Annotated in this window: 13 protein-coding genes; 4 read left to right on the top strand and 9 right to left on the bottom strand. The window is 74.7% G+C overall.

What is annotated here, in order from left to right; genetic code table 11:
- Positions 1-6: 6 nt before the first annotated feature.
- Positions 7-1185 (top strand): cation:proton antiporter, encoded by a 1179-nt coding sequence (locus tag ACLQ3K_RS14705; RefSeq protein ID WP_426000273.1) that lies wholly within the window; start codon positions 7-9, stop codon positions 1183-1185.
- Here ACLQ3K_RS14705 and ACLQ3K_RS14700 read toward each other — a convergent pair.
- The 3 genes from ACLQ3K_RS14700 to ACLQ3K_RS14690 all read right to left on the bottom strand — a co-directional run bounded on the left by ACLQ3K_RS14700 (position 1118) and on the right by ACLQ3K_RS14690 (position 4087).
- Positions 1118-1987: a MetQ/NlpA family ABC transporter substrate-binding protein gene (locus ACLQ3K_RS14700; RefSeq protein WP_224651852.1), complete on the bottom strand. Its 870-nt coding sequence runs from the start codon at positions 1985-1987 to the stop codon at positions 1118-1120. The genes ACLQ3K_RS14705 and ACLQ3K_RS14700 overlap by 68 nt on opposite strands.
- A gap of 67 nt (positions 1988-2054) precedes the next feature.
- Entirely contained in the window at positions 2055-2906 is an 852-nt protein-coding gene (locus ACLQ3K_RS14695; RefSeq protein WP_426000449.1) for an exodeoxyribonuclease III, read from the bottom strand.
- Positions 2907-2920: 14 nt separating this feature from the next.
- The gene (locus ACLQ3K_RS14690; RefSeq protein ID WP_426000270.1) at positions 2921-4087 is read right to left on the bottom strand and encodes a zinc-binding dehydrogenase; all 1167 of its coding nucleotides are present in this window, start codon (positions 4085-4087) and stop codon (positions 2921-2923) included.
- Between the two features lie 116 nt (positions 4088-4203).
- On the opposite strand from ACLQ3K_RS14690, the gene ACLQ3K_RS14685 reads away from it, so the two are divergent.
- Genes ACLQ3K_RS14685 through ACLQ3K_RS14675 form a run of 3 tightly spaced genes read left to right on the top strand, consistent with a single transcriptional unit; the run spans position 4204 to position 6675 of the window.
- Positions 4204-4941, top strand: coding sequence for an esterase/lipase family protein (locus tag ACLQ3K_RS14685; protein ID WP_426000268.1), 738 nt, complete (start codon positions 4204-4206; stop codon positions 4939-4941).
- 46 nt (positions 4942-4987) lie between these two features.
- Positions 4988-5443: an SRPBCC family protein gene (locus tag ACLQ3K_RS14680; protein WP_426000266.1), complete on the top strand. Its 456-nt coding sequence runs from the start codon at positions 4988-4990 to the stop codon at positions 5441-5443.
- Positions 5440-6675 carry an APC family permease gene (locus ACLQ3K_RS14675; protein ID WP_426000264.1) on the top strand — a complete coding sequence of 412 codons (1236 nt, stop codon included), beginning with the start codon at positions 5440-5442 and terminating at the stop codon, positions 6673-6675. Before ACLQ3K_RS14680 ends, ACLQ3K_RS14675 begins: the two co-directional genes overlap by 4 nt.
- On the opposite strand, the gene ACLQ3K_RS14670 is transcribed toward ACLQ3K_RS14675, so the two are convergent.
- From ACLQ3K_RS14670 to ACLQ3K_RS14645, 6 genes are read right to left on the bottom strand one after another with little or no spacing between them, the layout of a single operon-like run.
- Complete coding sequence (locus ACLQ3K_RS14670; RefSeq protein ID WP_224647957.1) at positions 6672-7211, bottom strand: YdcF family protein; 540 nt, start codon at positions 7209-7211, stop codon at positions 6672-6674. The two genes, ACLQ3K_RS14675 and ACLQ3K_RS14670, sit on opposite strands and share 4 nt — an antisense overlap.
- A gap of 14 nt (positions 7212-7225) precedes the next feature.
- Entirely contained in the window at positions 7226-8830 is a 1605-nt protein-coding gene (locus ACLQ3K_RS14665) for an alpha/beta hydrolase (protein WP_426000262.1), read from the bottom strand.
- The gene (locus tag ACLQ3K_RS14660) at positions 8817-9812 is read right to left on the bottom strand and encodes a CgeB family protein (RefSeq protein ID WP_426000260.1); all 996 of its coding nucleotides are present in this window, start codon (positions 9810-9812) and stop codon (positions 8817-8819) included. Before ACLQ3K_RS14660 ends, ACLQ3K_RS14665 begins: the two co-directional genes overlap by 14 nt.
- On the bottom strand, positions 9809-11050 hold the full coding sequence (locus ACLQ3K_RS14655; RefSeq protein WP_426000258.1) for a lipopolysaccharide biosynthesis protein: 1242 nt from the start codon (positions 11048-11050) through the stop codon (positions 9809-9811). Before ACLQ3K_RS14655 ends, ACLQ3K_RS14660 begins: the two co-directional genes overlap by 4 nt.
- Positions 11047-12186 (bottom strand): glycosyltransferase, encoded by a 1140-nt coding sequence (locus ACLQ3K_RS14650; RefSeq protein ID WP_426000256.1) that lies wholly within the window; start codon positions 12184-12186, stop codon positions 11047-11049. The genes ACLQ3K_RS14655 and ACLQ3K_RS14650 overlap by 4 nt, the downstream gene beginning before the upstream one ends.
- Positions 12183-13226, bottom strand: coding sequence for a glycosyltransferase family 4 protein (locus tag ACLQ3K_RS14645; protein ID WP_426000447.1), 1044 nt, complete (start codon positions 13224-13226; stop codon positions 12183-12185). The genes ACLQ3K_RS14650 and ACLQ3K_RS14645 overlap by 4 nt, the downstream gene beginning before the upstream one ends.
- Between the last annotated feature and the right edge of the window lie 3 nt (positions 13227-13229).

Raw genomic sequence — 13229 nt, 5'->3', positions numbered from 1 at the left:
CTTGCAATGACGTTCTCGACGTTGGCGCTGGTCACGGCGCTGGGGCTGCTGGGCCCGTTGCTCGCCGCGAAGCAGTCGTGGCACCTGCCCCTGATCCTGGGCCCGATGCTGGCGGGCGTGGTCTTCGGCGCGACGGGCTTCCGGGTCCTGGATGCGACCGAGCCGACCTTCGCCTTCCTCGCCGACATCGGCTTCGCCATCGTCATGTTCGTCGCCGGGACGCACGTCCCGGTCCGCGATCCGGCGGTGCGCGCGGCGCTGGGCGCGGGGGCGATCCGCGCGGCCGCGGTCGGCGTCATCGCCGCGATCCTCGGCACCGCGCTGTCGGCGGCCTTCGATACCGGCCACGCCGCGCTGTACGCGGTGCTCATGGCGTCGTCGTCGGCGGCCGTGGTGCTGCCGATCATCAACTCCAACCACCTCACCGGCAAGCCCGTCCTGGCGCTGACCGCGCAGGTCGCGATCGCCGACACCGTCTGCGTCGTCGCGCTGCCGCTGGTCATCGACCCGCCCACCGCCGGACGGGCGGCGCTCGGCGCGCTCGCGGTGGGCGGCGCGGCGTTCGTGCTCTACCTGATCCTGCGGTGGTCGGAGAACAGCGGACTGCGCGACCGGATCGAACAGTTCTCCGAGGAGCGCGAGTTCGCGCTGCAGCTGCGGATCAGCCTCGTCGCGTTGTTCCTGCTCGCCGCGATCGCCACCACGATGCACGTCTCGGTGATGCTCGCCGGCTTCGCGCTGGGACTCGCGGTCTCGTCGGTGGGCGAGCCGCGGCGGATGGCGGCGCAGCTCTTCGCGCTCGGGGAGGGCTTCCTGGCGCCGCTCTTCTTCGTCTGGCTGGGCGCGCGCGTGAATCTGCGCGACCTCGTCGAGCACCCGTCGTTCATCCTGCTGGGCCTCGCTCTCGGCTTCGGCGCGATCGGTGCGCACGTCGCGATGCGGTTCGCGGGCCTCCCCATCCCGCTGGGCGTGCTCGCGGCCGCGCAGATCGGCGTGCCCGTCGCCGCCGTCACCGTCGGCGAGCAGATGCACCTGTTCGCCGCGGGCGAGGGCGCCGCCCTGATCCTCGGCGCCCTCGTCACCATCGGCGGCGTCGCCGTCGCGGCGGGACCTGCGGCTAGCTCCGCAGCGATTGCTCCACCCGGGTCAGCGTCGTCCGGAGCGCCTCCGGCGCGTCCGTCGTGAAGATCGCCGTCTCGCCGGAGTCCTTCACGACGGCGTCATGGACCCGCTGATCGTGGTAGAGGGCGGCGAGCGCGGTGTAGTCGCCGGTGCGGGGATCGTTCTCGCGGGCGGCGAAGACGTTGATGTACTGCGCCAGGTCGGGGCGGCGCGGATCGTCGGTGTAGATCGAGTCCTTGCTCGTGAGCCCCAGTTTCACCGCGAAGGTGTCGTCCACGAAGCCGGCGTCGACGCTGTCGAGCGCCGGGCCGATCTGGGTGGGATCCAGCGTGACGAGCGTGACCTTGGACCGCGCTCGATCCACGTCGGCGAGTGAGGACTGCCAGGTGCCCGCGCCGTCGCGGAAGGTCACGAGACCGGCCGCCTTCAGGCTGAGCAGGGGACGGATCTGGTTCGCGGGGTTGTCCGACAGGGCGATCGTCGCGCCCTGCGGCAAGGCATCGATCGACCGGTGTCGCTTCGAGTACAGCTGCAGCGGGTAGATCTGGGTGGCGCCGACCGGGGCCAGGCGGACGGTGTTCTTGACGTTGTACGCGGCGAGGTAGCGCACGTGCTGGAACTGGTTGAGGTCGATGGATTCGTCGGCGAGGGCGGGGTTCGGGGCGTTGTAGTCGGAGAAGGAGACGAGCTTCACGGTGTAGCCGTGCTCCTTCGCGACGTCGGTGAACACCTTCCAGTGGGGTTTGCCGACGTCGACGACCCCGAGCTTGATCTCGTTCGACGGGGTGTCGCTCGCGCAGGCGGTGGTGCCGACCGCGGTGAGGGACAACAGGACTGCGAGGATGGCGGTAGCCGTTCGTTTCACGAGGGACCAGTGTGCAGCGCCTTTCGCCGCGCGGAAAGGTTTGCGGTCAGGGTGATCCCGCGCCCCCTCAGCCGCGTGCGTAGTCCACGATCACGGGAGCGTGATCCGACAGTCGCTCGTCGGGGGAGGGTTCCTTGTCGACGACCACCGACTGCGCCGTGCGGGCGAGGCGCGGGGTCGCCAGCTGGTGGTCGATGCGCCAGCCGACGTCCTTGGCGAAGGATTCGCCCGCCCAGCTCCACCACGACAGCGGTCCGGGCCGGTCGCCGTGCAGCGTGCGCACCACGTCGACGAGCCGGCGCGGCCCCAGTTGCGCGCCCAGCCACTCCCGCTCCTCTGGGAGGAAGCCCTCCATCTTCTGCGCGGGCCGCCAGTTGGTGACGTCGTGCGGCAGGAGCGCCAGGTTGAGGTCGCCGAGCAGCAGGAACTCGCGCCCCGCGGCGAGCGCGGCCCGGCGGTTGCGGTCGAGCTCGCGCGCGAAGGCGTCGAGGAAGCGCATCTTCCGGGCGTGCTTCGCGCCGCCGTCCGGCACGTCCCGCATGTTCCCGGGCCGCTGCAGGTGCGCGGGCAGCCCGCCCTTGGGCAGGTACAGGCAGGCCACCGTCAGGCCGGGGAGGTCCACCTCGACGTACCGGCCCTCGTGGGCGTACTCGGCGAGCCCGCGCGCGCGGGGCGGACGGCTCGCCCAGGTCCGCACGTCCGACGGTGCCTCCCGGCTCAGGATCGCCACCCCGTTGCGGCCCGGGATCGAGCCGCAGTCGACGGCCGCGTGATAGCCGGGGAACACGCCCACCTCGGCGGGCGGGCAGCGCAACTCCTGCAGCGCCAGCACGTCCAGCCCGCGTCCCGCGAGCCAGTCGTCGAAGCCGCGACGGCGCGCCGCCCGGATCCCGTTGACGTTGAACGTGCCGATCCGCAGCGCGTTCGGCGCCGTCAGGGCGCGGTCGCCGTGCTCGACGGGTCGATCAGGATCTTGGCGTGCACCTCGGGGTCGCCGAGCGCGTCGAACGCGGTCTCCACCCCGCCGAGCCCGACGGTGCCCGTCACCAGCGGCTTCACGTCGACCTTGCCGCTCGCCATCATGTGCAGCGTGTCGTGGAACTCGCCCGGGTCGTAGCCGAAGACGAACCGCAGGTCGATCTCCTTGTTGCCGGCCAGGGCGGGCATGATCGTGTCGGGCTCCATGCACACGCCGACGACGATCACGCGGGTGCGCAGCGGTGCGGCCTCGATGATCGAGTTGATCATGCCGGGCACGCCCACGCACTCGAAGACGACGGGACCGGACGGGGTCTCGCCGATCTTGTCCGCGAGGCGGAAGACGTGCCACCACGGCACGGGACCGGGGACCAGGGTGAGCTTGTCCATCGTGCTCACGCCCAGCTTGAAGAGGTCGCTGGCCTTGCGGATCTCGTTGCGGGGCTGCTTGTAGGCGTCCCACGGCTGCTGCTCCCGCGGGTCGACCACCACGTGGGCGCCCATCTGCGTCGCGAGGGCGCGGCGCCCGGGGGAGAAGTCGCTGGCGATGATCTTCTTGACGCCCGAGGCGCGCAGCATCGAGATCACGGCGAGGCCGATCGGGCCGCAGCCGATCACGATCGCCGTCTGCCCGCGACCGACCTCGGCGCGGCGCACCGCGTGCCACGCCACGGCCATCGGTTCGGTGAGGGCGGCCTCCTCGTCGGAGAGCTTCCCGGGCACGGGCATCGTCATGGACTCCTGGACGAGCACCTGCTCGGCGTACGAGCCGGGGGACCGCTCGGACAGTCCGACGAGCTGCGGCTCGCTGCCGACCATCAGCGTCGGCAGGGAGACGACGCGGGTGCCCACCGGCCACCGCTTGCGACAGCCCGGCCCGTACTCGGCGACGGTGCCCACGAACTCGTGGCCCATGACGATGCGCTGGTCGGTGCGCATGCAGTCGGGGTAGCCGGCCTTCGCGGCGAGGTCCGCGACGAGGTCGGCGTGGTGGCGGGCGTGCAGGTCGGAACCGCAGATCCCGGTGCGGGTGACGTTGAGCAGCACCTGCCCGCGGGCGGGACTCGGGGCGGGGAGCTCTTCGACGGTCAGGCGGCCTTCGGTGCACACGACAGCTTTCATACGTTCGAGAATAATCGCTGCCCCCGAGGAGTCGGTTTCCCCCACCGCGTGGGTGCTATGAGCCCCCTCACCTTCTTGTGTGTTGCGATCGCAACATTGCCTGCTATGTTGCGTTCATGCAGATCCTGAAGAAGTCCTTCGTCGCCGCCGCAGCGGGCCTCGGTGTCGTCGTCGCCGTTCCCTCGATCGCCCACGCCGCCGAGCGTGACCTGGTGATCGTGTACGCGGGCCTGATCGCCCCCGGCCAGATCTACGAGCCCCTGAACACCAACCTGCGCAATGCCGGTTTCGACGTCAAGAACCTGTGGCTGCCCGGTTTCGACCACCGCAAGGAGGCCGGAGAGCTCAAGGCCACGGTGGACCAGGCCAAGAAGGCCTCGCCGAACCGCACCGTCTCGATCGTCTCGCACAGCTCCGGCGCGATCAGCAGCCGCTACTACATCAAGGCGCTGGGCGGATCCAAGGACGTCGCCCGCTCGGTGGTGCTCGGCGGCGTCGAGTACGGCTCGCCGACCGGCTGTGTGCTGCCGGCGCCCGCGAACGGCGCCTGCAACGGATCGGCGATCCTGAACCAGCTGAACGCCGGCGTCGACACCCCCGGCCCCACCGAGTTCTACTCGATCCGCAGCACGACCGATCCGCTGTCCGGCAACCTCGACGGCCGCCAGTGCCGCGCGACGGTCAAGGGCTACCTCCTTGCCGCCGCGTCGTTCGACCACGCGTACCTCGCCTGGGATCCGCGGGTCGTCCCGCTCGTCACCAGCTCGCTGCGGGGGAGCTGCCCGGGCCAGTGGGTGAACTCGCCCGAGGGCTCGGTCACCTACGAGAACAGCGTCGACATGAACCGCAAGTAGATTCCATCCCTGGGCACGATGCGGGTGCACCTGGTTCGATGAGTGCGTGAGCACATCGGATGACACCCGCATCGTTTCCGCCTCCCGCGACATCGCGGCCCCGGCGGACCTCCTGTTCGACCTGATCGCCGACCCGGCGCGCCAGCCCGAGTGGGACGGCAACGACAACCTCACCGAGGCGGCGCCGGGCCAGCGGGTGCGCGCCGTCGGGGACGTCTTCACCATGACGTTGACCAACAGCCAGGTCCGCGAGAACCACATCACCGAGTTCGACGAGGGCCGGCTCATCGCCTGGAAGCCGTCGCCCATCGGCGAGCCCGCCCCGGGGCACCTCTGGCGGTGGGAGCTGGCGCCGCTCGCCGACGGAGCCACCCGGGTCACGCACACCTACGACTGGACGCAGCTCCACGACGAGCAGCGCCTCCCGCGGGCCCGGGCGACCACCGCGGACCGTCTGGCCGCGTCCGTCGACCGGCTCGCGGCCCGCGCCGAGGATCGGTGAGCGGACCCGCACTGCAGCGGACGCTCGGCGTCGGGGACGCCGTCACCGTCGGCCTCTCCGCGATGATCGGCGCGGGCGTCTTCGTCGCCTTCGCGCCGGCCGCCGCGGCGGCGGGCTCCGGGCTGTTCCTCGGCCTGGCGATCGCTGCGCTGATCGCGTACTGCAACGCGAGCAGCTCCGCCCGGCTCGCCGCGCGGTACCCGCAGTCCGGCGGCACCTACGTGTACGGGCGCGAGCGGCTCGGCCCGTTCTGGGGCCACCTCGCCGGCTGGAGCTTCCTGGTCGGCAAGTCCGCGTCCTGCGCCGCGATGGCGCTCACCGTCGGCCACTACGCCTGGCCCGCCCAGGCGCACGCCGTCGCCGCGGGTGCCGTCGTCGCGCTGACCGCCCTCAACGTCGCGGGCGTGGAGCGCTCGGCGCGGGTCGCGCGCGTGCTCGTCGCCGTCGTTCTGGCCGTGCTCGTCGCGGTCGCGGTCGCCGCGTTCACCTCCGGCGCGGCGGAGCCGTCCCGGGTGTTCGACGGTGCGGCCGCTGGCCCGTTCGGGGTGCTGCAGGCCGCGGGCCTGCTGTTCTTCGCGTTCGCCGGGTACGCGCGCATCGCCACCCTGGGCGAGGAGGTGCGCGATCCGGCCCGGACCCTCCCGCGCGCGATCTTCGTCGCGCTCGCCGTGGCCCTCGGGGTGTACGTGCTCGTCGGCGTCGCGCTGGTCGCGGTCCTCGGCACGGCCGGGCTCGCGGCCTCGGCCGCGCCGGTCGCCGATGCGGCGCGGGCGGCCGGACTCCCGGTCGCGGTGGTCACGGTGATCGCCTGCGTCGCGGCGCTGGGTTCGCTGCTGGCGCTGCTGCTCGGCGTCTCCCGCACCGCCCTCGCGATGGCCCGCGACGGCCACCTGCCGCGCCCGCTCGCCGCGGTCGACGGCCGGCGCGGGGTTCCGGTGCACGCGGAGCTGGCCGTCGGCGCCGTCGTCACGGTGGTCGCGGCCACGGCCGACCTCGGCGCCGCCATCGGCTTCTCGTCGTTCGCGGTACTCGTCTACTACGCCGTGGCGAACGCGTCCGCCTGGACGCTCGACGCTGCGGTCCGCGCCCGGATCGTGCCCGCCATCGGGCTGGCCGGGTGCCTGCTCGTGGCGCTGTCGCTGCCCGCCGGCTCGGTGTCCGCGGGCATCCTCGTGCTGGTCGCGGGCGCGCTCGCCTACGCCGTGACCCGCACGAACGGCGCGTCCGGCTAGCAGCCCGTCTGGTACAGCGCCTTGAGCCAGCCGGCGCTCTGGTAGCCCCAGCCGAAGACCGTCTCGGCGGTGCCGCGCTGCTCGGGGAAATCGGTCATCTGCATGGCCCGGCCGTAGCAGCGCTCGAGGATGAAGCGGGCGCGTTCGAGGTGCGCGGTGGTGGTGACCACGATGATGTCGTCCCAGCCGCGGGCGGCCGCGAGCCGCTGCACCTCCTGGGCCTCGCCGCGGGTGGTCCAGGGCTCGGGAAGGAAGCAGGTGACCTGTACGCCGGTGATCGTCCGCGCGCAGAGCTCCCGCATCCGGGTGTCGTCGGCGCCGACGGAGTTGGACAGCACGACCTGCGTCGACAGGCCCCGCTCCGCCAGGTCGAGGCCGTACTCGAACCGGTCGTAGGGATTCCCGCCGAGCACGACGATCGCGTCCGCGGGCCTGAGCTCCCGGTCGATCTTCGGCTGCAGGTAGGCGCGGTCGAGAGCGATGCCGACGACGGCGACGAGCACGAGCACCAGGGCGCACGCGATCAGCCGACGCATCCGCCGCCCCCCGGTCACCGCTGTTCGCACCACTGCAGTATCGCGGTTGCAACATCCGCGCGCACATCGGGGTGATACCCGGGGTGGTCGCCGGCGCCCGGCCGCACGGCGCGGACGGTGCCCGCGCGCTGTCGGCCGGCGAGGCGAAGCAGCCGACGGAGGCCCTCGGGGCCGCGCTGGGAGTCGAACCACGCGGCATCGGGCGGGGCGAGGACGAGGACCGCGTCGGTCCCCTCCGCGACGACCGGCCGCAGCAGGACCTCGGGGACCTGCGTGACGCCGCGTCGGCCGAGGAGCCGCCAGGCGGCGTAGGGCAGCCGGGTCCGCAGTAGTTCCTTCACGCGCCCGCGGGGGCTGCGCGCGAAGGCGGGATCCGTGCGCGGAACGCCCAGGTCCTGCGCGGGTGCGGCCGTGATCCCCGGTTTGAGCCGCCACGAGTAGAGGACCGTGTTCACCAGGACCGTCGTATCCGCCGCGGCCGCGCGGGCGGCGTGCGCGGCGTACCAGGAGCCCGAGCACACCCCGGCGGTGAGCAGCGGTCCGTCGAGCGCGCGGGCCGCGGCGACCGCGTCGTCCACCCCGGCCGGCGGGAACAGCGCGACGGCCTCGCCCGCGTCGACGGGGCCCGATTCGCCGGCGCCCCGGCGGTCGAAGCGCAGCGCGGCGCCGCCCGCGGCGGCGACCTCCCGGGCCAGCGCGACCCACGCGCGGTTCGGGCCGTGCCGGGTGTCGTTGGCGGTCGCGCAGAGCAGTACGGACCGGCGCGGTGCGCCCACGGCGGGGACGGTCCTGATCGCCGCGGCGCCACCGATGTCCTCGATCCGCTCCTCGACGTCGCCCCACCGCGCCCGGGCGCGGATCTCGGGCGCGACGGTGACGCGCTCCCCGTCGGGCAGGGCGGCGCCCAGCCAGGCGGCGATGTCGGCGACCGCGGCGTCGGGGATGCGGACCAGGTGCGCGCTCGGTTCGACGAACTCCGGCATGCCGTCGACGGCGATCCGGTCGGCGCCGACGGGGCCGACGGGTCCGGCGCCGGGGCGCTCCGCGATCAGGACGCGCGGGGCGGCCAGGGCGTCGGCCGGCAGCGTCGCGAGCTCCGCGACGGCCGTGGGGTGCACGTCGAGGCCGACCCACGTGTCCGGCCCGGCGCCGATCGCCATCCGCGCGAGCGCGCCCTGCGCGCGGGTGAAGGGCCTGCCGCTGATCGGGTCCCACAGGACCGCGGCGGGCGGGGTCAGGCCCGCGGCGCCCGCGACGGCCGCGCCCGCCCGCAGCGCCACCACCGCGGGTGCGCCCGCCCCGAGGCCGCGCAGGTACGCGTCCGCGTGCCGGACCGAGGCGATCCAGCCCGCGGCGGCGTCGGGCAGGCCCGCGGCGCCGGCGGAGTCGCCCGTGCCGAGGTAGTCGAAGCGGAGCACGGCGAGGCCGTCGGCGGCGAGCAGGGCGGCGAGCCGGCGCAGCCCGCGCAGGGCGTCGTACTGCTCCTTGGCCAGCGGCGGGACCAGCAGGACCGTGCCTCGGACCCGGCGCGATGAGGGCAGGTGCAGCGCGCCGTACAGCGGCGCGTCGGCCGGGCCGAAATAGGTCCGCAGCTCCAGCAGGGCGTCAGTCGAGGACATCGACGATCTCCCTCGCCCGGTCCGTGTACGTGTTCGCGCCGCCGGTGATGGCGGCGTGCCCGGCGGCGGCGATCCGCGCCGCGGCCGCCGGCTCGGCCCGCACCCGCGCGACGATGCCGTCGATCTCGGCGGGGTCGTCGTAGAGCAGCGCCTCGCGGCCGTCGGCGAGCAGCTCCGCGTGCTCGACGGTCCGCGGGCCCACGAACAACCCGCCCGCCGCGGGGACCTCGAAGGTGCGGCAGGTGTGCGTGTCGCGGTTGTCGGAGTTGAGCAGGACCAGGTTCGCGTCGATCGCGCCGATCGCCGCGGACAGGGCGGTGCCGTACTGCGGGCCGCGCACCGTCGCCCGGCTGCGCGCGACGGCGGGCCTCCGGCGCCAGCCCGGGCCGGCGAGATAGAACTCCGGGCCGAGCCGGGCGGCGAGGCCCGTGACGAGCGCGGCGCGGTCGGGGCGGGCGTTGCCGACGAAGCCGGCGGCGTACCGCCGTGACGAGCGCGGCGCGACGGGGCGGTGCCAGTCGGGGTCGTAGGCGCTCCGCACGAGGATCGCGCGCTGCGCCCCGCGCGCGAGCAGCTCGGGCACGTTGTGCGCCTTGGTGGTGACGATCGCGTCCCAGCCGGGCTCCGCGGCGAGGTACTCGGGGGTGGTGTTGACGGGGTTGGCGACGTCGTCGGCGCTGTAGTGCACGTGCCGGCCCGCAGGCAGGTTCAGCAGGCGTTCCTGGTCCAGGTGCACGGACGTGTAGCAGAACAGCAGGTCGGCGACGGGCTGCGCCTCGAGCCGCCGGTGCACGGCCTCGACGGTGGCCGGCGCCCGCCGCCCGGTGCGCTTGGCGTACCACCACGCCGGGCCGCCGCGGCGGGGGAGCGTGACGGCGGTGGTGTCGACGACGGTCACGTCGTGCCCCGCCCGGCGGAAGCCCTCGGCGAGGGAACGGGCGTTGCTGCCGTACCAGTCGTCGCCGGCGAACAGGATCCTCATGCGGCGGCCCCACCGGCCGGTGCGGGGCCCGCCGCGGCTTCCAGGCGCCGGGCCCGCAGGACGGAGAAGCCCGCGGCCGCGGTCTGGGCGGCGACGATCCCAGCCACGACGTTCAGCGGGTCGTGGGTCCGCAGCGCGACCGCCAGCGTCGCCGCGATGACGGCCGCCCCGACCGCGCCGGCCAGCAGTACGCCCCGCGCGTTGCCCAGCACCGGCAGGACGGCCGTCGCCACGAACGAGGCGACCGCCAGGCCGGGGAGGGCCCACGCCTGCACCTGCAGCAGCGGGACGGCGCCGTCGAATTCGTCGCCGAAGACGAGCGGGACCAGCCACGGCGCGAGCAGCGTCGCGGCCGCGGCCAGCACCGCTCCGCCGGCCGCGACCAGGAGGACGCCGCGGCGCGCGGTCGCCCAGAAGGCGTCGGTGTCCCGGCGGGCCAGCCGGGGGAGCAGGCTCACCCCGACGGCGTCCAGCAGCGAGCCGGCCGCCTGCACCGGGCGGTCGCTCGCGCTGAACAGGCCCAGCGCGTGCGGCGGGAGCGCCGGCGCGAAGACCGTCGCGGCGCCCGGGCCGTACGACGACGACAGCAGCCGCGCCGCGAACACCGGCGCCCCCGTGCGCAGGAGCGCGCGCGGCGCGCCGGGCCGGGCCGGGCGGCCGTGGTCGCGGATCGTCCGCGCCCAGGACCACCCGACCGCCACGACGTTCCCCGCCAGCAGGCAGCCCATCGCCACCTCCGGCGTCCGGACCTGCGGCAGCAGCGCCACCAGGAGCGCCAGGTAGACGACCCGGCCCGCGGTCTGCTGCGCCACGACGGCGCCGAACCGGCCCGTGCCCAGGAGCACCCAGTCGTCGCCGCACGCGCTCACCGACCCGACGACGAGACCCAGCGCGCCCATCTCCACGGCGCGGGGCACCGGCAGCGCCGCCGCAACCAGGAACAGCGCGGTGAACGCCGCGAGCGCCGCGGCGCGGAGCCCCGCGTAGTCGCCCCGCAGCCGCGCCAGACCCGGCTTCTCCGCGCGGGCGGCGACGAAGGCCGTGATGCCCAGGTCGGTGCAGAGCGCGCCCAGGAAGTACGTCGACATCGCGATCGCGAGCAGGCCCATCCCGGCGGGGCCCAGCAGCCGCGCGCACAAGGGGATCGTGACGAGGGTGATCGCGTACTGGCCGTACCGGCCGGCCGAGACCAGGACCACGTCCCGGAACACCCCCGCGAGGCCAGGGAGCCGCCTCATCGGACGTCCCGGGCCACCCGCGCCAGCAGGGAGTCCGCGATCGCCGCGGAGGTCTTGAGGTCGAGATCGCGGCCGCGGTCGCGCGCCGCCGCGCCGAGCTGCTCGCGCAGCTCCCAGTCGGCGATGAGCGCATCGAGCGCGACGGCCAGCTGGTCTGGGCGGCGCGGCGTCACCAGGACGCCGGTCTGCCCGTCGACGATGAGCTCCGTCGGCCCGCCGGCGCGGGCGGCGACCACGACCCGGCCCGCGGCCATCGCCTCGGCGACGACCTGTCCGAAGGGCTCGGTGAGCCGGGAGTAGTGCACCACCACGTCGGCGTCCGCCGCCTCGGCGAGCGGGTCCGGCACGTGCCCGGTGAAGGTCACCCGGTCCGCGATGCCGAGGCGCTGGGCGAGCTCCTCGAGTTCGGCCAGGTACCGATCGTCGCCGTCGAAATGGGCGCCGCCGACGAACCGCACCTCGGGCTGGGCCTCCATCTGCGCGAGCGCCCGCAGCAACAGGTCCTGGCCCTTCCACGGCGTGATCCGGCCGATCATGGCGATCTTCACGCTCTTCGGGGCGCGCTGCGGCGCCGCGGCGGGGACCGTGCTCAGGTCGACGCCCGGGTGGCAGACCGCGGTCGGACTGCCACCGGTGGAGATGGTGCGCAGCGTCCCGCGCGAGTTGGCGAGGTAGCCGGACGCCGCGACCCGGCCGAGCAGACGCAGCGGGAAGCGCTTGCGGCCGAAGTACTCCGCGCTCACCCGGTCGTGCACCTGCCACACCAGGGGGATGCCCGTGCGGCGGGAGGCGACCGCCCCGACGAACAGCGACTTCGTCGACTCGGCGACCACGACGTCGGCGTCGGCGTCGAGCAGCATCGGGGCGAGCCGCCGGCCGGCGCGGTAGAGGCCGACGGCGGCGCGCAGCACGCCCACCGGTCCGGCGTCGCGGCGCACCGTCGACGGGCGGCCCGGGACGACGGTGACCGGCACGTCCGCCGCCTCGAGCACGTCGGTCAGGGGGCCGGGTGCGAGCAGCATCACCGCCGCGGGGACGCCGCGGTGGCGCAGCTCTCCGGCGAGGCGGGCGAAGGCCAGCTCCGCGCCCGACGGTGCGGCGGTGTGCCCGAGGAAGACGGGCCGGCGCGCGCTCATGCGGCGACCGCCCGGTAGAGGGCCGCGTGCCGCGCGGCGGCGGCGTCCCAGGTGAAGCGCTCGGCGTGCGCGCGGCAGGCCGCCGCCGAGGGGCGCGCACCGTCGAGCCCCGCGGCCAGACGGTCCGCGAGGGCCTCGGCGTCGCCCGCGGGCACGACCAGATCGGGGGCGAGATCGCGGACCGCGTCGGGGAGGCCGCCGACGTCCGTGACCACCGGGGCGCGGCCGGAGGCGAGGGACTCGAGGGCGACGAGCCCGAAGCCCTCCCATGCCAGGGACGGGACCGCCGTCAGCGTCGCGGCGGCGTACCGGCGCGCGAGGTCGGCGTCGTCGATCGTTCCCACGAAGGTCACAGTATCGGTGATCCCCAGTTCCGCCGCGCGTTGCCGCAGAAGGTCGCGCTGCGAGCCGTCGCCCACGACGTCGAGCCTGGCGTCGGGGTGTCGTGCCAGCACCGCGGGCCAGGCCCGCAGCAGCACGTCGATGCCCATCCGGCGCTCCAGCCGCCGGACGCAGAGCACGCGGGGCGGACCGTCTGGGGCGGGGGCCGCGGCGAAGCGCGCGAGGTCGACGCCGGGCGGGATCACGTCGATCGCTCCCCGGTTCGCGCCGTACCGCGCGACGAGCACGTCGGCGAAGGCCTGCGAGAGCACCACGAAGCGGTCGCTGCCGCGGTAGCGGGCGCGTTCGACGAGCGCCTTGACCGCCACGGCGGCGCGGCCCTCGCCCGCGGCGGCGCTCTCCTGCGCCCACGGGCCGTGGAAGTGGGTGACGAGCGCCGCCCCGCGGGGCGGCGGGCCGAACAGCGCGAAGTGCCGGTCGAGGACCGCGGTGCCGGCCGGCGCGGGTGCCCGGGACGCCCGGATCCGGGCGGCCGTCGAGCCGGCGTCGGGCCCCCAGGTCGCGCCCCCCGACTCCGGGTCGCCGAAGGCCGCGGCGGTGGCGGCGACGTCGGTCCGCCGGCGCAGGGCCGCGAACAGGTCCGCGAAGTAGCGGGGGAGACCGCCGGGCTCGGTGCCCGGCCAGGTGGTCCCGGTCAGGTG

The sequence above is a fragment of the Tsukamurella sp. DT100 genome, from assembly GCF_049844855.1.
Taxonomy (GTDB): Bacteria; Actinomycetota; Actinomycetes; order Mycobacteriales; family Mycobacteriaceae; genus Tsukamurella.
The sequence above is the reverse complement of the archived record's forward strand: the minus strand, read 5'-3'. Positions and strand labels throughout refer to the sequence as shown.

What these genes read in the sequence shown, in the direction of transcription:
- ACLQ3K_RS14665 (WP_426000262.1), bottom strand. Translation starts at nt 8,830, where the DNA reads ATGTCCTCGACTGACGCCCTGCTGGAGCTGCGGACCTATTTCGGCCCG.
- ACLQ3K_RS14650 (WP_426000256.1), bottom strand. Translation starts at nt 12,186, where the DNA reads ATGAGCGCGCGCCGGCCCGTCTTCCTCGGGCACACCGCCGCACCGTCG.
- ACLQ3K_RS14690 (WP_426000270.1), bottom strand. Translation starts at nt 4,087, where the DNA reads ATGAAAGCTGTCGTGTGCACCGAAGGCCGCCTGACCGTCGAAGAGCTC.
- ACLQ3K_RS14685 (WP_426000268.1), top strand. Translation starts at nt 4,204, where the DNA reads ATGCAGATCCTGAAGAAGTCCTTCGTCGCCGCCGCAGCGGGCCTCGGT.
- ACLQ3K_RS14660 (WP_426000260.1), bottom strand. Translation starts at nt 9,812, where the DNA reads ATGAGGATCCTGTTCGCCGGCGACGACTGGTACGGCAGCAACGCCCGT.
- ACLQ3K_RS14670 (WP_224647957.1), bottom strand. Translation starts at nt 7,211, where the DNA reads ATGCGTCGGCTGATCGCGTGCGCCCTGGTGCTCGTGCTCGTCGCCGTC.
- ACLQ3K_RS14705 (WP_426000273.1), top strand. Translation starts at nt 7, where the DNA reads ATGACGTTCTCGACGTTGGCGCTGGTCACGGCGCTGGGGCTGCTGGGC.
- ACLQ3K_RS14655 (WP_426000258.1), bottom strand. Translation starts at nt 11,050, where the DNA reads ATGAGGCGGCTCCCTGGCCTCGCGGGGGTGTTCCGGGACGTGGTCCTG.